General features: G+C 73.7%; 15 protein-coding genes. 3 read left to right on the top strand and 12 right to left on the bottom strand.

Translation table 11 applies throughout. The annotated features are described in order from the left end of the window. Nucleotides 1-55: 55 nt before the first annotated feature. Both IG90_RS0121745 and IG90_RS0121750 read right to left on the bottom strand, forming a co-directional pair. Nucleotides 56-2,743: a type I polyketide synthase gene (locus tag IG90_RS0121745; protein WP_030586941.1), complete on the bottom strand. Its 2,688-nt coding sequence runs from the start codon at nucleotides 2,741-2,743 to the stop codon at nucleotides 56-58. Further along, on the bottom strand, nucleotides 2,737-3,126 hold the full coding sequence (locus IG90_RS0121750; protein ID WP_030586944.1) for an acyl carrier protein: 390 nt from the start codon (nucleotides 3,124-3,126) through the stop codon (nucleotides 2,737-2,739). The genes IG90_RS0121745 and IG90_RS0121750 overlap by 7 nt, the downstream gene beginning before the upstream one ends. Nucleotides 3,127-3,250: 124 nt before the next feature. Here IG90_RS0121750 and IG90_RS0121755 point away from each other — a divergent pair, with 124 nt between their 5' ends. After that, a complete protein-coding gene (locus IG90_RS0121755; RefSeq protein WP_030586947.1) occupies nucleotides 3,251-4,138 on the top strand; it encodes a LysR family transcriptional regulator in 888 nt (295 codons plus the stop codon). 33 nt (nucleotides 4,139-4,171) lie between these two features. On the opposite strand, the gene IG90_RS0121760 is transcribed toward IG90_RS0121755, so the two are convergent. Both IG90_RS0121760 and IG90_RS0121765 read right to left on the bottom strand, forming a co-directional pair. Continuing rightward, entirely contained in the window at nucleotides 4,172-5,566 is a 1,395-nt protein-coding gene (locus IG90_RS0121760; RefSeq protein WP_033894539.1) for an aldehyde dehydrogenase family protein, read from the bottom strand. Beyond that, nucleotides 5,566-6,666 (bottom strand): phenylacetate--CoA ligase family protein, encoded by a 1,101-nt coding sequence (locus IG90_RS0121765; protein ID WP_030586953.1) that lies wholly within the window; start codon nucleotides 6,664-6,666, stop codon nucleotides 5,566-5,568. The genes IG90_RS0121760 and IG90_RS0121765 overlap by 1 nt, the downstream gene beginning before the upstream one ends. 248 nt (nucleotides 6,667-6,914) lie before the next feature. Between IG90_RS0121765 and IG90_RS0121770 the strand changes: the two genes are divergently transcribed. After that, nucleotides 6,915-7,262 (top strand): hypothetical protein, encoded by a 348-nt coding sequence (locus IG90_RS0121770; RefSeq protein WP_030586955.1) that lies wholly within the window; start codon nucleotides 6,915-6,917, stop codon nucleotides 7,260-7,262. Between the two features lie 97 nt (nucleotides 7,263-7,359). On the opposite strand, the gene IG90_RS0121775 is transcribed toward IG90_RS0121770, so the two are convergent. Both IG90_RS0121775 and IG90_RS0121780 read right to left on the bottom strand, forming a co-directional pair. Continuing rightward, on the bottom strand, nucleotides 7,360-7,812 hold the full coding sequence (locus IG90_RS0121775) for a hypothetical protein (RefSeq protein WP_033894541.1): 453 nt from the start codon (nucleotides 7,810-7,812) through the stop codon (nucleotides 7,360-7,362). Between the two features lie 171 nt (nucleotides 7,813-7,983). After that, nucleotides 7,984-9,381, bottom strand: a complete 1,398-nt coding sequence (locus IG90_RS0121780; RefSeq protein WP_106972964.1) for an FAD-binding oxidoreductase — start codon at nucleotides 9,379-9,381, stop codon at nucleotides 7,984-7,986. Between the two features lie 87 nt (nucleotides 9,382-9,468). On the opposite strand from IG90_RS0121780, the gene IG90_RS0121785 reads away from it, so the two are divergent. Further along, the gene (locus tag IG90_RS0121785; protein ID WP_030586964.1) at nucleotides 9,469-10,515 is read left to right on the top strand and encodes a helix-turn-helix transcriptional regulator; all 1,047 of its coding nucleotides are present in this window, start codon (nucleotides 9,469-9,471) and stop codon (nucleotides 10,513-10,515) included. Here IG90_RS0121785 and IG90_RS0121790 read toward each other — a convergent pair. The 6 genes from IG90_RS0121790 to phzG all read right to left on the bottom strand — a co-directional run bounded on the left by IG90_RS0121790 (nucleotide 10,494) and on the right by phzG (nucleotide 18,372). Next, on the bottom strand, nucleotides 10,494-13,121 hold the full coding sequence (locus IG90_RS0121790; protein WP_030586967.1) for a helix-turn-helix transcriptional regulator: 2,628 nt from the start codon (nucleotides 13,119-13,121) through the stop codon (nucleotides 10,494-10,496). The two genes, IG90_RS0121785 and IG90_RS0121790, sit on opposite strands and share 22 nt — an antisense overlap. A 5-nt stretch (nucleotides 13,122-13,126) precedes the next feature. Next, nucleotides 13,127-14,566 (bottom strand): FAD-binding oxidoreductase, encoded by a 1,440-nt coding sequence (locus IG90_RS0121795; RefSeq protein WP_051860186.1) that lies wholly within the window; start codon nucleotides 14,564-14,566, stop codon nucleotides 13,127-13,129. A gap of 75 nt (nucleotides 14,567-14,641) precedes the next feature. Next, nucleotides 14,642-14,902, bottom strand: coding sequence for a phosphopantetheine-binding protein (locus IG90_RS0121800; RefSeq protein ID WP_051860187.1), 261 nt, complete (start codon nucleotides 14,900-14,902; stop codon nucleotides 14,642-14,644). Nucleotides 14,903-14,936: 34 nt separating this feature from the next. After that, nucleotides 14,937-15,983: a ketoacyl-ACP synthase III family protein gene (locus IG90_RS0121805; protein WP_030586974.1), complete on the bottom strand. Its 1,047-nt coding sequence runs from the start codon at nucleotides 15,981-15,983 to the stop codon at nucleotides 14,937-14,939. Between the two features lie 64 nt (nucleotides 15,984-16,047). Next, nucleotides 16,048-17,658: a D-alanine--poly(phosphoribitol) ligase gene (locus tag IG90_RS0121810; RefSeq protein ID WP_030586976.1), complete on the bottom strand. Its 1,611-nt coding sequence runs from the start codon at nucleotides 17,656-17,658 to the stop codon at nucleotides 16,048-16,050. A 69-nt stretch (nucleotides 17,659-17,727) separates the two neighbouring features. Then, on the bottom strand, nucleotides 17,728-18,372 hold the full coding sequence (phzG, locus tag IG90_RS0121815; protein ID WP_030586979.1) for a phenazine biosynthesis FMN-dependent oxidase PhzG: 645 nt from the start codon (nucleotides 18,370-18,372) through the stop codon (nucleotides 17,728-17,730). Nucleotides 18,373-18,405: the final 33 nt, after the last annotated feature.

The raw sequence follows: 18,405 nt of genomic DNA on the forward strand, positions 1-18,405 counted from the left end.
GTCCGGTGTACGGCCGGGGCCCGTCGGTCCCCGGCCGTGATCGACACGACGCCCCCTAAGGAGCCAGCAGGTCCTCGATGACCGCCGCAAGCTCGGCGGGTTCAGGGGCCTCGAAGACCGAGAGCACGTCGACGTCCACGGGGTAGACCTCGCGGATGCGTGCGGTGAGCCTCGACGCGATCAGGGAGTCACCGCCGAGGTCGAAGAAGCTGTCCGTCGGGCCGACTTCGGCGAAGCCGAGGATGTCGGCGTACAGGCGCAGCAGCGTCGGCAGGACCTCGCCGGGTGCGGCGTCCTGCGGGACGTCGGCGGCCGGGGGCGGCTGGCCCTCCGCGGGCCGCGCCTGCGCCTTGTCGACGGGCTCCACGACGAAGCGTTCACGCTGGAAGGGGTAGGTGGGCAGCGGGAGCAGGGCACGGGGTGACCCGCCGTGCACGTGCCGCCATCGGACCGGGCGTCCGGCCGCCCAGAGCGCGCCCAGGGTGCCGAGGGCGGCGGCGAGGTCGTCGTCGGGCCCGGCCGTGTCCGGCCGGGGCTGCTCGGGCCGGGGGCCCGTGGCGGCCGGCAGGACGTGGCCCGCGGAGATGTCCAGGAGAACGCGGTGCGGATCCGCCGGCAGCGCGGACAGTACGCGTTCCAGGGCGTCCTGGTCCGGTACGAGGGCGGCGCGCGCCCAGTTGAGCGGGTCCGCCGCTTCCTGGCCGGTGAGCGCGCGGCCGAGCACCGGGGAGATCAGCGGGACCCTGGGCGCCCGTGGGCCGGCGTCGCCGAAGAGCGCGGCGTAGCCCTCCACCGTCCGGGCGTCCCGTGCCCGCGCGGCGCCGTCGGCCGGCGTGCCCGTGGCGGTGAGCCGCAGGGCTCCGGGGACCGTCAGCACCTTGGTGACCGCGGCGGCGACCGCGACGCCCTCGCCGGTGGCCAGCACGGAGGCCGGCCGGACTCCCCACCTGATCCAGGTCATGGCCATGGCGTAGTCGTGGACGAAGGCGGCCACCCGTGCGGACGCGTCGTCGTCGGGGTGCGGCGGGCCGAAGCACGCGGCGCCGGAGAGCCCCGCGGCGGCGAAGCACGCGTCCGCGGCCTCCCGGTAGGCGGGTTCGGCCTCGTACAGGCTTCTGGAGGGGCGCTTCCCGGGGGCTCCGGTGAACAGGAACACCGTGTCACCGTGCGCCTGGGTCTTCGCGGTGGGAGGCCCCGCGGCGATCCCGGTGAGCGCGCGTACCGCGTCGTCGATGTTCCCGGCCACCGCGTAGGCCCGCTGTTCGTGCTCCCGCCGGCCGGTCTGCAGGGTCCAGGCGACGTCGGCGAGGATGCCGGGGGGCTCCTCGCTCAGCCGGTCGGCGAGGCGTGCGGCCGCCTCGCCCAGCGCCTGCGGCGTACGGGCCGAGAGCACCAGGAGCTGGTGCGGGGCGGCGGGCGCCGGCGCCGGGCGGCTCGGGGCCTCCTCGAGGATGACGTGGGCGTTGGTGCCGCCGATCCCGAACGCGCTGACCGCCGCGCGCCGGGGGGTCTGCGTCGCGGGCCACGGCACGAGACCGGTGGCGACCCGGAAAGGGCTGGTCCCGAAGTCGAACAGAGGGTTGGGCTTCTCGTAGTTCAGGCTCGGCGGAATGCTGCGGTGCTGGAGCGCGAGCACCGTCTTGATGAGCCCGGCGATACCCGCGGCGGCGTCGGTGTGCCCGATGTTGGTCTTGACCGAGCCGATCCAGCAGTAGCCGCTGCGGTCGGTGTCGCGGCGGAAGGCCGCGGTGAGGGCGGCGAGTTCGATGGGGTCGCCCAGCGGAGTGGCGGTGCCGTGCGCCTCGACGTAACCGATGCTGTCGGCGTCCGTCCCCGCGAGGAGCTGTGCCTCGCGGATCACCGCGGTCTGGCCCTCGACGCTCGGCGCGGTGTAACCGACCCGGTGTGCCCCGTCGTTGTTGACCGCGCTCCCGCGCAGGACGGCAAGGATCCGGTCGCCGTCGGCCTGCGCGTCGGCGAGCCGCTTGAGGACGACGACGCCCACACCGTCACCTCCGACGGTGCCGTCCGCGTCGGCGTCGAAGGCGCGGCACTCCCCGCGGGCGGAGATGATCCCACCTGGGGTGTACTGGCTCTCCTTGTCCGGCACATGGACGGCGGCGGCGCCGGCCAGCGCGATGTCGCAGTCTCCGCCGAGCAGTCCCCGTACGGCCAGGTGCACCGCGACGAGGGAAGTGGAACAGGCCGCCTGGACGGCGACCGAGGGGCCGGTGAAGCCGAGTTTGTAGGCGACACGGGAGACCTGGTAGTCGGACGCGGTACCGAGGAGGATGTCCCAGTCGGTGACGCCGGGCAGTTCGTGGCGCCGCTCGCGCAGGATCTGTCCGTATCCGTTCTCGGTGCCGCCGCCGTAGATGCCGAAGGTGGCCGTGGAGCGCGCCGGGTCCTGCCCCGCGTCCTCCACCGCCTGCGCGGCGCACTCCAGGAACAGCCGCTGCTGGGGGCTGATGAGGCGGGCGTCCCGGGGTGAGTAGCCGAAGTAGCCGGCGTCGAAATGGCCGGGGTCCGTGAGCAGGCCGCGGGCGGGTGTGTACTGCCGGGCCTCCCCGTCCGCACGGGTGCCCGGGACGGGGACCGGGGGGAAGCGGGTGACCGAACCGACGCCCCCGGCGAGGTTCTGCCAGAAGGCCTCGGTGCTGTCCGCTCCGGGGAAGCGGCAGGCCATGCCGATGATGGCGATCGCCTGTCCATGGTCCGTGGCGGCTGCGTCCGATGTCACCATGCCTCCTCCTCGCTGTCGTACCGGCCGGGCCCGGCGGCGCGCCTGCCGCCGCGCGCCGTCTCCAGCCGGGCGAGCCGGCCGCCCAGTGCGCCGGACGCTCCTTCGGCTGTCGGTGCGTCGTCCACGCCGGCACCGCCGAGATGGCCGGCCAGCGCGCGGACGGTGGGGTGCTGGAACAGCTCGACCAGCGGCACGTCCCGTCCGGTGCGCTCGTGCAGCCGGTCGCGCACGGTGTGGAGCAGCAGCGAGTGTCCGCCCAGGTCGAAGAAGTTGTCCGACGGGCTCACCTCGGGCACCCCGAGCACGTCGCACCACAGTTCGGACACCAGACGCACCAGGTCGTCCTCGTCACGGTCCGGGGCGCTGTCCGCACGCGCATTCATGCAACCACCCGTCTTCTTTCCCTGTGTCCCTGTGAGTTGCCGTCTTGCCGAGCTCCGTCATCGTGCTCGGCGAGCCGGTTCCGGTCCCAATAACGTCATCCTCTGATCCGTAGAATGAACGGTTATGGACCTGCGTCAGCTGGAGTACTTCCTCGCGGTGGTGGAGGAGCGGAGCTTCACCAGGGCGGCGGCGCGCATGCATGTCGCACAGCCCGGTGTGAGTGCGCAGATCCGCCGGCTGGAGCGGGAGTTGGGCCAGGAACTGCTCGACCGCAGTGGTCCCGCCGTGCGACCGACCCAGGCCGGGGCCACCCTGCTGCCTCATGCCAGGGCGGCGCTGGAGGCCGTCAACGGCGGCCGGCTGGCGCTCGACGAACTCGCCGGGCTGGTCCGTGGCCGTCTGACCGTCGGCATCGTGACCTCCTTCTCCTCGGTGCGTGTGTCCGATCTGCTGGCGGACTTCCACCGGACGTACCCGGAGGTGGAGATCCGGTTGTCGGAGGCGTCGTCGGACCGGCTGGTGGCCGGTCTGCGCGACAGCCGGCTGGACGCCGCCCTGATCAGCACGGGCGCCCGGTCGCCCGCCGGGCTCCGGGCCCGGGTGATCGTGGACGAGGCGATGGTGGCCGCCGTGCTCCCCCACGACCCGCTGGCCGCGGGCGGCGAGGTGGCGCTGGCGGACCTGAGGGACCGTCCGCTGATCTGCCTGCCGCCGGGTACGGGCGCGCGCACCGGCCTGGACGAGGCCTGCGAGGCGGCCGGCTTCCGGCCCCGCGTCACGATGGAGGCCGGGGACCCGCACCGGCTGGTCGAGCTGGCCGCGCGCGGGCTGGGGGTCGCCGTACTGCCCGCCCCGTTCGCCGGCAGACACGGCGGACCGCTGCGGGGACTGGAGATCGTGGCGCCCCGCATCCGGGCCAGGGTCGCGCTCGCGTGGCCGGCGGAGCGGACGACGAGCCCCGCGGGCCAGGCGTTCATCGACCTCGCCTGCGCCGCGCTGCCGTCGCTGTGAACGCCGGCGGGCGGCGCGGCCGGGCGGTTCCCGTCAGACGCGGACCAGCGTCTTGCTGCGCATCAGGAACTCACCGAGATGACCGTCGTGCGGGAGCCCCGGCCGGTGCCAGTGCGTGGCGTGCGAGCCGATGTGCAGGTTGCTGATGGTCGGTTCCGCGACCAGGGCGTCGATGAGCGCCTCGTCCTCGGTGACCGCTGTCAGGACCAGCGTGTCGCGCAGCGGCGCGATGCCGTCGGCCCGGGTCCACGGGGCGATCCACACACAGGGGAAGGGCATCTCGGCGCCGAGCTGCGGGGCGTCGGCCGCGTCCAGCTGGTGGACCGCGGCGCGCAGCACCGCACTGCCGTCGCCGAGTTCGTCGACGAAGCCGGTGCCCCCGAGCCATGCCCTGGTCCCCCGGGCGCGTTCGAGCACATAGGTCTCCAGTGCCCGCGCGGACTTGGCCGACTGGACCGGCAGGCACGCCTTCTCGTCGGAGGGAGGCAGGCTCGGCAGGGCGGCCAGCCGCTCCGCGACCGCACCGGCCAGCGGGGCCGGGTCGCCTTCCAGGAGCACCGCGGTGGCGTTGACGCATCCGGTGCCGCCGTGCCGTACGACCGAGTCGACGATCATGTCGAGGTGCTCGCGCCAGTCGGTGCCGGCGGTCAGCAGGATCTTCGAGCGGCCCGGCCGCAGCGACAGCACGCCCGGGTCGTCGGCGTACTGCCGGATGATCTCGTCGCCCCCGTAGGCGAGGTCGGCCCCCCTCAGGATGGCGTCGGCCGCTTCGTGCCCACTGGGCAGCAGTGCCACCTGGCCGTCCCCGAACCCGGCCTCGCGCAGGGCGAGTACGAGTCGGTGCGCGGTGAACGGCTCCCGGGCCGAGGGGCGCACGGCGACCCGGTACCCGAGGGCCAGGGCTTCCGGCCAGAAGCCGTGGGTGCCGGGGTGGTTGCCGGGCACGTGTACCGCCAGGACCTCGCCCCGCCGGGTCCACAGTGCCTGCCCGGTGCGGGCCAGCGGATCACGCCAGTCGGAGACGGCGCCGTCGGGCCGTGCGAACAGGACGCTGCGGTAGGACTGGCCGACGCGTTCCGCGCAGGTGCGGGTGGCGGTGCGCACGACGTTGACGGGCAGCCCGGAGACCCGGGTGACCGCCTGCTCGTACTCCTGGGGCGAGAAGCCTCCCAGAGTGGCCGTCCGGAACAGTTCACCGGCCCTGGCCAGTGCCGCCGCCCGCTCCGGGGCGGGCAGCGGGGCCGCGCCGCGCAGCGCCTTCATCGTCCGGTTGACGAACAGGGCGGGGGCCAGGCTCATCTCCGCCAGCGGTGCACCGGTGACGTCCAGGATCTGCTGGCGGTTGTGCGTGCGGTAGGCGCCGGACGGTCCGAGGGCGTCCAGCACGGGCACCTGGGGGTTGGAGTCCTCCTGCGGCGCGGTTCCCATCAGTAGACCCCTTCGATGACGGCCTCGTCCTCGAAGCGCTCCACCGGGGCGATCCCGGCGGCCGAGTCGCCGATACGGCCGTCGGGTGCGGCCACGCGGATCGCGGTGTCGCGTTCCAGGTTGTTGGGCAGCAGCAGCGCCTTGCTGACGTGGTGCATCACCACCTGGCCCCGTCGGCCGTACGCGACGGGAGCGCCGCTGTGCGGGTCCACCACCTGGAAGGTGATGTACGGCGAGAAGGTGTCGAAGACACAGGGCTCGCCCAGGGGGGTGCCGTGCCGCTGGCCGGCGATGCCGAGGATCATCGTGCTGCCGTAGTGGCCGTACAGAACGGTGTCGGGAAAAATGTCCGTACGGTACAACTGCTCGGTGTCGGCGTCCATCTGGGTGCCGCCCCAGCGGATCGCCCGGACCTTCTCGTTGACGAGTTCGACCAGGTCCTCGCGCTGGGCGATGCGCTCCAGCAGCGGCGGGGTCACCGTCATCACGCCGATGGGCTGCGTCCGCAGGATGTGTGCGGCCTGGTCGACGACGTGCTCGGCGTAGGCGTTCGCCTGTGCTCCCCTGCCCTCGGCGATGAGCCGCTTGACCCAGCGGGGGTCGAGGTCGACCTGGAAGCCGTACCGGCCGTGGGTGACCGCGGAGCGGCGGAATATCTCCCCGACGATGTGCGGGCCCGACGGGGTGATCCCCAGCCAGTCGGCGCCGCGCGGGAATCCGTGCACGTCCAGGTTGGCGTTGCTCCAGTCGACCAGCTTGTCCAGCCAGTCGCGCGGGCAGACCACGCGCTTGGGGGCGCCGGTGGTGCCGCCGCTCTCGAAGACCCCGACGATGTCCGGGTGCTCGCCGTAGCCACGCGGTACGAGGTCCGCGGCGGGCACGTCACGCAGTTCGTTGGCGACATTGGGGAACAGCGTCAGGTCGTCGTACCCCTTGACGTCCGTGAGCGGGTCGAACTCCAGGGAAGCCGCCCGCCGGAGCCAGAACGGGCTGCCGGTCGCGGGGGTGAAGTGCCAGCGCATCGCCGCCCGGACGAGCTCGTCCGGGTCCGGCTCCGCGTCGTGGGGTAGATCCAGGGGGGAGAGCTCTGCGCGCGCCACGTTTCCTCCTTCGCTTCCGGCGGGGCCCGCGGCCCCGCCGGCCGGGCCTGAGCCGAACTGACGGCTTCGGGCAGTCCACCACCCCGACCGCGCGCCCCACATGAGTAGCCACCACTCAAACCGCCCCGGGTGAAAGGGAGTCGGCGGCCCTGAGTAGCGGCGGTTGGGGCGTGGGCGGTCCTCGTACGCTGACCGGCGGAGCACGCGCCGAGGGCGCGTGGCGGACCGGAAGAGGGAGGCATCTCAGGATGAAGGCCATGATCGCCTGGTGGGATCTGACCGATTCGGCGCATTCCGCGCTGACGCTGCGCACTTTCCTGCGTGAGGAGGCCGAGCAGCACTGGGCGGACATTCCCGGCCTGCTCCTGAAGGTGTGGGTGTCCGACCCGGAGCGGAACCGCTGGGGTGCCGTGATGATCTGGGAGTCGAAGGAGGCCGCCGAGGCGGCCGAGCTTCCGCGCAGCGCGGGTGAACTGATCGGCCTGCCACTGGACTTCCGGGAGTGGTTCGACGTGGAGGCGACCGTCGAGGGGAACCACGCGCTGCCGGGTCTGGGTGGCCTGGGGGTGGCCCTGACCGGTCCGGCGGCCGGCTGACGTCACGCACCGCAAGCCGCCCGCCGCCCCGGACGGGGTGCGGCGGGCGGCTTGCGGTGTGCCGGGGCGCGGCTGCGGGAGCGGCGTACGGCTCAGGTCATCCGGCGCGCAGGTGTGCGCGGAGCGCCAGGGTCTGCAGGGACGCGAAGACCGCGACGGGCAGGATCTGCAGCCAGGTCCAGACGAGACCGGTGGTCGTCAGGGTCAGCCAGTCCAGGGCCAGTGCGGCGAGGCTCAGCAGGATCCAGAAGGCTCCGCCACCGATGACGCCGCGCACCGCACCCGCCGGGAGAGGGCGGAGCCGGGCGACCACCGCGATGCCCACGCCTGCCAGCAGCATCGCGGCGCCGACGACCGCGACCAGGAAGGTGCCGGGACCGAACAGCTCGCCCAGCGGGGACGCGGCAGCCAGGTAGATGACACCGACCACGGCCATGCCGGCCGCGTCCATGGCGACGACGCGCCGCAGTCGGCCGCCGGTGGCGCTGTCCGCGGGCGTGCCGGCGGACGTGGCCGGCCCGCCTGTGGCGGAGGAGGATGTGGGGTTCATCGACGACTCCAGTGAGGGAGAGGTGTCCCGCCCCGGCGCTCGGGGGATATGGCGCCGGGACGGGGATCGTGGGCGTCGGCCGCCGGGGCGTGCCGGCGAAGCCATGTCGTCGTCCGCGGGGGGACGGGCTTCGTGGACGCTGCCCGGGAGGGCGGCGCGGGAGGGGCGGGCTCAGCTCCCGGCGGAGGCGCCGTCGCCCGTGGGCGGGATGTTGTAGTTCAGCCGGAAGATGTTCTCGGGGTCGTGGACCGCTTTGATCGCGCCCAGCCGCTCCAGCGCCTCGGGGGCGTAGGCGGTACGGACCTGCTCCTGGCCCGCGTTCTCGCCATGGCCCATGAAGTTCAGGCTGCTGCCCGTGGTCCAGGGTCCCAGCGCGTCGAAGAGACGGCGGAGGACCGGCCGGGTGTCCTTCTCTGTGACGCCGAAGAGCAGGGTCACCACGGACAGGATGTACTGGGCGTCCCGGTGGGCCACCGCGTTGGGGTGCACGGGCGGCGTGGCCAGCGCTCCGCCCAGGTGCCGCAGCTCCACCACACACGGCACGGTCGCCTCGGGGCCGGCGTGCTCCAGCACCGTGGCCAGCGCCTCGTCGCCGAACTCCTCGAACAGCGCGACCTCCCGAAGGAACGGCACCGCCACCGGCGGGTCGTCGTGGATGGAGGCGCTCTCCGCGTACGGCATCTCCCGCAGCACCTCGAAGAGGGCCGGGCCGGCCGTGTCGCGCAGCGGTGCGACCAGCCGCTCGCCCTCCTCCTGGCTGCCGGTGTAGGCGATCCGTACGTGGTAGACGTGCCGGCCGCGCATCGGCTCGGGCACCTCCGGGTCGTCCGGCATGGGGATGAGCGCGACCGAGGAGTTCATCTCCTGCGGCAGCCCCTCGGTCCACCGGAGGTACGCCTTGAGGACGTCGGGCGCGGCCTCGGCGTCGTAGAAGATCCCGCCGCCGTACAGCCTGGCCACCGGCACCAGGTTCATTTCCAGCCGTGTCACGATGCCGAAGTTGTCCCGGCCGCCCAGCAGCGCCCAGTAGAGGTCGGGCTCGCTGTCGGCGGTGACGTGGCGCAGACTCCCGTCCGCCGTCACGACGTCCATGCTGCGCACCTGGTCCGACGCGTATCCGAAGGACCGGACCAGAATGCCGATCCCGCCGCCCAGGACGTAGGAGACGACTCCCACGTGGGGCGCGGAGCCGTTGAGGGGAGCCAGACCGTGCGGGACCGTCTCGGGGATGACCTGCTCGAAGCGGACACCGGCCTCGACCGTCACCGTGTGCTCGGCGGGGTCCACCTCGACCCCGCTCATCCTGCCGGTCGTGATCAGCAGACCGCCGTCGGCCGGGACCGAGAAACCGTGTCCGGTAGCCTGCACCGCGACGGGCAGCCCGTGCTCGGCGGCGAAACGTACCGCCGCCTGGACGTCCTCGGCCCGGGTGGCGCCGACGATCACGTCGGGCCGGTGCTGCACCGCGAGGTTGAACCCGGCCCGCTCCTGGTCGTATCCCTCGTCACCGGGTCGCAGGACAGGGCCCTTGACCTCGGATGCGAGCGTCTCGATGTCGTTGTGCTCCACAGCAGATCTCCGTTCGCTTCATTCGGCGATCATGAGTCTGAGGCCGAAACCTGACACCTGCCGACAGGTATGCGAGAAACTCGGAGTATGAAGTTCGACCGGCTGCTGTCCACCCTGCTGATGCTGCAACAGCGCGAGCTGGTTCCGGCCTCCGAGATCGCCGAGCGCCTGGAGGTCTCGGTGCGCACCGTCTACCGTGATGTCGAGGCGCTGTCCGCGGCCGGCGTGCCGGTCTACGCCGAGCGCGGGAAGTACGGCGGGATCCGGCTCCTTCCCGGCTTCCGCACGGACTTGACCGGGCTGACCGCGGACGAGGCGCGGGCCCTGTTCGTGCTGGTCGGGGAGAGCGCGCACTCGGCACTCGGGCTCGACCGTGCCCTCGGTTCGGCGTTGCGGAAGATGATGGCGGCGCTGCCCGCCCCCCACCGGCCGGCGGCGGAGCTGAGCAGCCGCCGCATCCTGATCGACCCGGACCGGTGGCTGGCCGGCCCCCGGCCCCAGGACGACCTCGAAGCGCTGCACAGCGCGGTGCTCGCCGACCGGCGGCTGCGCATCGGCTACCGCCACAGCGGCGACACGGAGGTGAGCTTCTACGCCGTCGATCCCTACGGGCTCGTCTCCAAGGCGGGCACCTGGTACCTCGTCGCCGACCACGGGGGCGAGCCCCGGCTGTTCCGCACCGACCGGATCTCGGACGCCGTCGTCACCGCCGAGCCGGTGCGCCGCCGCGACGGGGTGGAGCTGACCCGGGTGTGGGAGGAGCTGCGGCGCCAGGTGGAGCACCGCACCTCGGGGATGCGGGTGGTGGTGCGGGTGCACAGGAAGCGGCTCGACATGGTCAGACGGATCACCGCGGCCAACTTCCGCGGCATGCCGGGGCCGACCGTGGCGGACGGCGGCGAGGGAGACCGGGACACCGGGCGCCGGGAGTCCGGCCGGCCGGACGAACACGGCGCGCCCCCGGACGACGACGAGTGGCTGACGGCCGAGCTGGACTACCCGGTGCCCGCCGCCGTCTGCCAGTTGCTCCAGTTCGGCACGGACGTCGAGGTGGTCTCCCCGCCCGAGGCCGTGCGGGAACTGTCCCTGGCCGTGGCCGGCCTCCGCGAGCTCTACGAGGAGCGCACGGTCTGACTGGCGAACGGCCGCTGCCCGAGGTGCTCGCCGAGCACCACCCGTGAGGTGACACCGAGCTTGCTGTAGACGCGGTAGAGGTGGTTCTCGATCGTTCGCACGGACACCGTCAGCCGGGCGGCGATCTCCCGGTTGGTCATCCTGGTCGCGGCCAGCGTCGCCACTTCGTGCTCACGGACGGTGAGCACGGCGCCCTCCGGGTCCGATGCGCGGTCCACCACCGCGGCCCAGCCGGGCAGCGGGGTGCCGGGACAGGCGGTGAGGTGCCGTCGGCTCCGCGCGCGTGAGTCGCGGCCCGCCCGGTGGCGTCCGGCGGCCTCCCAGGCCCGGTGTGCCTGCCCGGCGCTCTCCGCGGCCAAGGGGTACATGCCCAGCCGCGCGAAACCGGCGGCGAGGTCGTCGAGCGCGCCCGCGTCCTGACGGGCCAGTGCCCGGATGTGCCCGGCGCGCAGTGCGGCGACGGTGCCGGGAGCGAACGGACCGAGCGTGTCCAGGACGGTTTCGGCGCGGTCCGCCGGGCCCAGCCTCGCCATCAGCTGCAGTGCGGCCAGCGCCGTCGTGCGCCGCCCGGCGGCCGCCGCTCGCCGCGCCACCTCGCCGCACCTGCCCAGTGCGCCGGGGCTGTCGCCCGACCGGCCGAGGACGAGCGCCTCCTCGAAGCCGGTCCAGTCGTCGGCCAGCGGGTAGGTGACCGCGTGCCTCACGGCTTCCCGCACCTCGATCAGGGTGCGGACCGCTTCGGTCCGCTGATCCGACTCGGCCAGTGCCCCGGCGAGCTGGGCGAGGATCCAGGCCCGGGTGGTGAACCAGTCCGGGCCGTCGGGTGCCGACGCGGCGCGGCGCAGCAGCGCGACGGCTTCCGGCGCCCGGCCCGTCACCCGCAGAAGACGGGCCTGGAGCACATCGGCGCGGATCCGGCGGCGGACGTCCCGGGCCGGGTCCGCGCGGCGCAGCCGCTCCACCGCATCCCGCGCCCGTGCGAGGTCGCCCGACTCCAGCGCCGCGTGGGCGCTCACCACCCGATGGGCGTGCCGGGCGTCGTCCTGCCAGCCGTCGACGGGGCAGTGCTCCAGCATCGCGTACGCCGCCGGGGCGTCGCCGAGTTCGGTACGGGCGAAGGCGGCGAGCGGTACGCAGGCCTGGAGCGCCGGGGCGGTGTACGACTCGCGGGGAAGCGCGTCGCCCGTCCGGGCCACGTCGTCCAGCCGGTCCTGCCACAGCCGGACGGCGCTCTGCGTCCCTCGCACGGACCCACGGGGGGCCCGCAGGACCGCCCGGTCCGCGAGTGCGGCGGCCTCCTCGGTCCTGCCGAGCCCACGGGCGAGGTTGTCGACGCGGGCGGCGACCGCGTCGGGCGTCCGGTCGTCCGCGGCGGCAAGCAGCATCTCCGCCTCCGTGCAGCGTCCCTGCCCGGCCAGGGCACGGCCCAGCGGCAACGCCACGGCGCCGTCCGGGGCCCGGTCCTCCGCGGCGCTCCCGCCGGTGGCGAGCGCGGCCCGGACGAGGCGCTCGGCCGTGGCGTACTCGCGGCTCAGCAGCGCCGCGTCGGCGGCGTCGAGCAGCGGGCCGGCGGCCGGCCGGCGGCCCGCGTCGAGGCGCAGGCACACCGCCCGGAGCAGACCGGAGCCCGCGTCGGCCGGCAGCCGCGCGGCCCCGGGCGCCGGTTCCAGCTCGTCGGCGAGGCGGAGCCGCAGCCTGCGGACGGTCAGCGCCGGCAGCGCGGCGACGAGGGCGTGCCCGCTCAGCGGCTGGCCGAGCCGCAGGCGCAGCCCGTGCTCGCCGGGCTCCGCCACCACGATGCCCCGGCGGTTGAGGCGTTCCGCCGCGGGGCCCAGTTCCATGACCACCGGGAGGTCGTCCGGCACCGGGCCGGCGAGGCTCAGGACGGCGACCAGTTGTTCCTCGTCGGGGTCCAGGCTTCCCAGCAGGCGCCGAGCCGTTGTGTCCGGACGGACGGGCCGGCCGGGCGGCCCGTTCCAGTGCCACAGCCCACGGCACGGGCGGAGTGTGCCGTCGCCCACCGCCCCCTCGGTCAGCTCCGTGAGCAGCAGGGGGTTTCCGCCGGTCAGGTCCCAGAACCGGGCCGTGGTGTCGGAGGCCACCTGACCGCCCAGCCTGGCGCGCAGGGCACGGGCGGTGCCCGCCCGGTCGAACGCTCCCACCTCGACCGGACGCAGCAGTCCGTCCCGGCCCAGCGCGTCGACGGCCGCCGGAAGCGTCAGTCCGGCGGGCACCGTGGCGAGCAGCCGCACCCGGCCCTCCCGGACCGCCTCGGCCAGCGGCCCGGCGGCAGCGGCGGCGAGCTGGTGGATGTCGTCGACACCCAGCACGGCAGGGGGGTGGCCGCTCTCCCCGGGCGGGCCGGCGGCCGTGCCGCGCTTCAGGAGGCCGGGCAGCTCGTGGTGTGCCGCGACGGCCCGGTCGGCCGCTCCCGGCGGGTCCGGTGGGCACAGCCGCCGCAGCGTCTCCTGGAGGAGCCGGGTCCTGCCCGCCCCGGGCGGCCCGGTCAGCAGCACGCTCCGGCCCCGCTCGGCGAGCCCTTCGATCACCGCGAGCTCGGACTCCCGGTTCAGTACGGGCCGGCGTGCCGCGGCGTGTGCCGTCATCGTGGTCAGCTCCTCGCGGGTCCGGCGGACGCCCGGGCCCCGGGAAGGCGCTGGGGCAGGATGTTGCGGTTGCAGCGGAAGAGGTTGCCGGGGTCGTGGCGGGCCTTGAGCTCGGCCAGCCGCCGGTGGTCGGCCGGTTCCCAGAAGTCGGCGGACGGATCGGGGTCCGCGCCGTCGGCGCAGCCGCCGTACACCAGGTTGTGGAACCTGCCCAGCCGCTCCGGAGCGAGGACGTCCAGCACCTCACGGTGCGCGGCCTGGGCCTCCTGGGTGCTGGTGCCGTCCAGCGGGGTCAGGACCCGGACGAGATACCGCGCCGTGCGGTGGCCCACCGCGTCGGGGACCGCCGACGGGCGGCCGAGGGCCCCGCCCAGGTGCCGGATGTCGAGGACGCGTCTGACCGGTGCGCCGGGTCCGGTGCTCCGTGCCAGAGCGGCGGCCGCTTCGGCCCCGAGGTCCCGCACCAGGACGTTGTCGCCCAGGTAGGCGTGCGGGTGCCGGGGGTCGCGGTAGATGTCCGCGCACTCCGTGTACGGCATCTCCCCCAGAGTGTCGCGCAGCCGGGGACCGGCCGCGCGCAGGGGTGCCAGCAACTCCTGTCCGGTCCGGGCGTCGCCCGTGTACGCGACGCGCACATGGGCGACGTGCCGGCCCCGCAGCGGGGCGGGGACCGCCGTCACGTCGGGGTAGCCAATCGTGGACACGGAGGAGGTCAGCTCCTCCGGCAGCGTCCCGGTCCAGCGCAGGTAGGCGTCGAGGATGTCCGGTGTCCGGGCGGTGTCGAAGGTCAGCTCTCCCCCGTAGAGACGGCTCACCGGCACCAGGCCGGTCTCGATCGAGGTCACCACGCCGAAGTTCGCGCCGGCTCCGCGTACGGCCCAGAACAGGTCCGGGTCCTGGTCGGCGGTGACGTGCCGGTGACGGCCGTCGGCCGTGACGATGCCGACGGCGCGCACATGGTCGGCCGCGTAGCCGAACTGCCGTGCCAGCAGGCCCAGTCCGCCACCGAGGAGATATCCGACGGCGCTGACGTCCGGGGAGGAACCGTTCAGCGGGGCGAGCCCGTGGCGCGCCGCCGCGTCGACGACCGCGTGGACGCGGGTGCCGGCGGCGATCCGGGCCGTCCGGGCGGGGGCGTCCACGGTGACCCCGGTCAGGTCTCCGGTGCTGATCAGCATGCCGCCGTCCAGGGGTACCGACAGCCCGTGCCCGGTGGCCTGCACGGCGATCGGCATACCGTGGGCGGCCGCGTAGGTCACGGCCGCCACCACGTCCTCGGGTCCGGTGGCACGCACCAGGACGGAGGGGCGGTGGTGGTAGCCGGTCTGGAACCCGGCGCACCCGGCGTCGAACCCGGGGTCGCCGGGTACGAGAACCGCTCCCCGGACCTCTTCGCTCAGCCGTCGCTCCGCCGCGGAGCGGCCTGTCGCCGAGACGCCGTTCATCCGAGCGTTCCTTTCCTTCGTTCGTCCGGTCGCCGGGTGCGGTGCCACCGGCCCCGGTGGTGACCGCCGCGCCGCTCAGTCGGTGGCGGGACCGTCGCGTTCCGGGCCGAGGTGGCGTGCCCAGCTCCGGACGGTGGGGTCGACGGCGAGCGTGGCGAAGTCCACCTGCAGACCGCTGCGGCGCCAGCGGCCGCTGAGCCGCATGAGCTGTATCGACTGCAGGCCCAGTTGAGCCAGGTTGGCGTCGTCGTCTATCGTCTCCGGGGCGATGCTGAGCACGGCCCCGACGGCCTGCTTGATCTCCTCGGGGGTGAGCGCGGGAGCGTTGGTCATCATGTGCCTTCCTGCGGTAGTGACCGGGGGAGCGGAGTCAGCCGCGCTGCGGGGGCGGGGCGGTGATTTGCACGACGGCGCATCCCGCTTCCATGCCTTCGGTGGCTCCGACGAGCAGGACGTGGTCCCCCTCGGTCACCTGGCCGGTCTCCCAGAGGTGCTCCAGCCCCAGGACCAGGTCGCTGACGCTGGCGTGGCCGATGGTCCTGAGGTACTCCCAGGTCCCGAGCTTGGCCGACACCTCCAGCGGGTCCAGGATCATGGCGTGCAGCGGGTCCTCGTTGAATCCGATGTGGGCCACGCGGGTGATGCTGTCCCACCCGACGCCCGCCTCGGCGAGGGTCTGCTCGGCAGTCTCGGCGACGAGGTCACCGAACCTGGACACCGCGGTGATCATGTCGGCCGGGGTGGCGCCCGGGCGCTCTGCCCACGCCCGCAGCCGCGGTGCCACGTACATCGGGCGGTCGGGGTGACGAGCGGGCGGCAGCAGCGACTCGCCGCCCCGGTGCATCTCCTCCAGACTGGGTTCCGACCGCGAGCCGACCGCGAGCAGACGGGCGAACCCGGGGCGGGTGGACACGACGAGCGCGGCGGCGCTGTCCGCGTACATCGCGTGCTCGGAGTCCTGCCATCGGTCGACCAGGGGCGTGGAGAAGTTGTCCGCCGCGGTGATCAGGACCGCCTCGCTGCCCGGGGTGGTGGCCAGCAGGCCGACGGCCAGGCGCATCGAGGTCAGCACGGACAGGCAGCCGTGCCGGACCTCGGTCGCGACGAGCGGCCGGCTCAGCGTCCGGTTCAGCACGTAGTGCGGTGCGGACCAGCCCTCCGGCCCCTGGTGGTACGCGCCGCTGTGCAGGAGGGCGACGAAGTCCTCCGGGCGGTGGCCGGACCGCTCGACGGCCTGTGCCGCGGCTATCACCGCCATGTCCACGGCGGGGAGTTCGCTCTCCACCGCGACGGCTGTGATGCCCGACTCCTCGGCGGCGGTGCTGTCGACCCAGCCCTGCCTGACCGCTTCCTTCATGGGTACGGTGCGCGGCACGTAGGTGCCGATGCCCGCGAGATGGATGTTGTCGACCTTCACTGGTCTCCCTTTCCGCTGTGGGTTGTTCCGTGGCTCGTCCGTGAGCCGGGTCGTTCGGTGCCGGTCACAGCGGGAACGGCTCCAGTGCGCCGGATACGACCTGCTCGCGCAGTGCCCTGCGGTCGACCTTCCCGTTGGCGTTCAGCGGGAAGGTGTCCAGCAGGTGGTAGGTCAGCGGGATCATGTAGGGCGGGACCGACTCGCTCAGCCCCTTGTCCACCACGTCCATGTCGATGCCGTCGCCGGAGACGACCGCCGCGAGCACGTCGGCCCCGTCCTCCTCCCCCGGCACGGCCAGGACCACGGCCTGCGCGACGCCCTCCTGTTGGAGGAGGTGGGCCTCCACCTCGCCCGTCTCGATCCGGTGCCCGAGGATCTTCACCTGGGTGTCGAGGCGCCCGATGTAGACGAACTCCCCGTCCTCGGCAACCCTGCCGAGGTCGCCCGTGCGGTACCAGCGGCGTGTGTCGGCCCCGTGCCCGGTGGTGTGGAAGGCGCGGGCGGTCAGCTCGGGCGCGTTCCAGTAGCCCGCGAACACCTGGGGCCCGGCCAGACAGAGTTCGCCCGTTCCTCCCGCGGCCACCGGGGTGCCGTCCTCGGCGAGTACGACGGCCTCCATGCCCGGGTACGGTGCGCCGATCGGCACGATCCCGTTCACCGAACGCTCCGGCGAGGTCTGCGGGTCCCAGCGGTGCACCAGGCAGGCGACGGTCGCCTCGGTCGGCCCGTAGAGGTTCTCCAGCACCGACCCGGGCGCCGCCCGCTGCCAGGCTTCGGCAACGGGCGCGGGCAGCGCCTCGCCGCAGAACAGGCTCCAGCGCAGGGACGGCAGACTGCCGGGCTCCAGCAGACCCTTGCGTGCCTGGAGCGCGGCGACGGAGGGTACCGACAGCCAGACGGTGATGGCGTGTTCGCGCAGGAAGCCGAGGGGCGACAGGAGCTGGTGCGTGTCCATGGGCACCAGGCAGGCCCCGGCAGCCCAGGCCATGAACGGGTCGAAGATGGACAGGTCGAAGGTCTGGTCGGCGGTGTGGGTGAAGCGGTCCTGCTCCGTGAACCCGTACCGGTCCGCGTTGACCCGCAGGAACGAGGTCACGTTGGCGTGGGTGATCGGTACGCCCTTGGGGCGGCCGGTCGAGCCGGAGGTGAACAGCAGATAGGCGACATCGCCGGGGGCCGGGAAGACGGGCTCGGTGAGCGGCTCCCGGCTCTCGACGCCCTCGCGGAGTACGAGCGCCGGGGCGTCCGGGAAGCCCGCGGGCACCTCCCCTGTCTCCGGCAGCACCACGGGGGGAGCGTCCGTCATCGCCCGCAGCAGTGCCGGGAGCACCGCGAGGGAACCGTCGTCGGCCAGGATCACGTCCAGACCGGCACGCTCGGCGATGTCCTTGTTGCGGGCGGCGGGGTATTTCCTGTTGAGCGGCACCACGGTGGCTCCGGCGTACAGAGCGGCCAGGAACCCGGCGTAGGTGACGAGGCTGCGGTGCCCCAGGATCCCCACCCGTGCGGGGCGCTTCCCCGCCTCGATGAGCGCGGCGGCCCAGCGCCGGGCCACCTCGTCCACCTCCGCGTAGGTCCACGAACGTCCGTCGAGGGTCAGGGCCGGGCGGTCCGGGAAGCGCTGGGCGGAGGAGTGGAATCCGGTGTGCAGGAAGGAGGGTTCGGTGTCTTGCATGGTGTACTCGCGTTCCGCTTCTCTTGTGTCGGGTGGTGCGCGGCGCCGGTCGGGCGCGGTGGCGAGGCCCTACGGCTGCAGCCTGGCGACGCTCCAGCCGTCCGCGGCCCGTTCGTAGACCAGCCTTTCGTGCAGACGGTCGGTACCGTTCGCCCAGAACTCGACGTGGCCGGGGCGCAGCAGGTAGGCGGTGAACGACGCGGGACGGGGCAGCGGGCCCTCGGCGGCCAGGAGCGTCGCGCGGTCGCGCAGTTCCGCCACCGCGTCGGGTCCATCCAGCGGCTCACTCTGCCGGGACGCGGCCGTCATGGCATGGGTGAACACCGCGCGGGCCGCCCACAGGGCGTCCGCCTCGGTGTCGGGCAGGGACTCGACCGGGCCCGCGAGCGAGATCTGACGGCTGCTCTCCCGCCAGTACAGAAGGCCGGAGGCCCAGGGGTTGGCCGCCAGTTCCCGGCCCTTGCGGCTGTCCCGGTGCGTGACGAAGAGGAGCCCTTCGGCGGTCACCCGGCTCAGCACCACGATCCGCGACGAGGGGCGCCCCCGGTCGTCGGCGGTGGCGAGGGCCAGGGCCCTGGGCTCGCGGACCTGCAGGCGTTCGGCCTCGTCCAGCCAGGCGCTCAGCAGGCCCATCGGCTCGGCCGGCGGGGACGTGTACTCGGGGAAGGCGGTCTCCAGGGTCCCCGTGAGGGTTTCCGACCTTGCGCTGCTCATGGTGTGCTCCGTGGGGTGGACGGTGCTCCCGGT

Source organism: Streptomyces anulatus (assembly GCF_000721175.1).
Lineage (GTDB): Bacteria > Actinomycetota > Actinomycetes > Streptomycetales > Streptomycetaceae > Streptomyces > Streptomyces anulatus_C.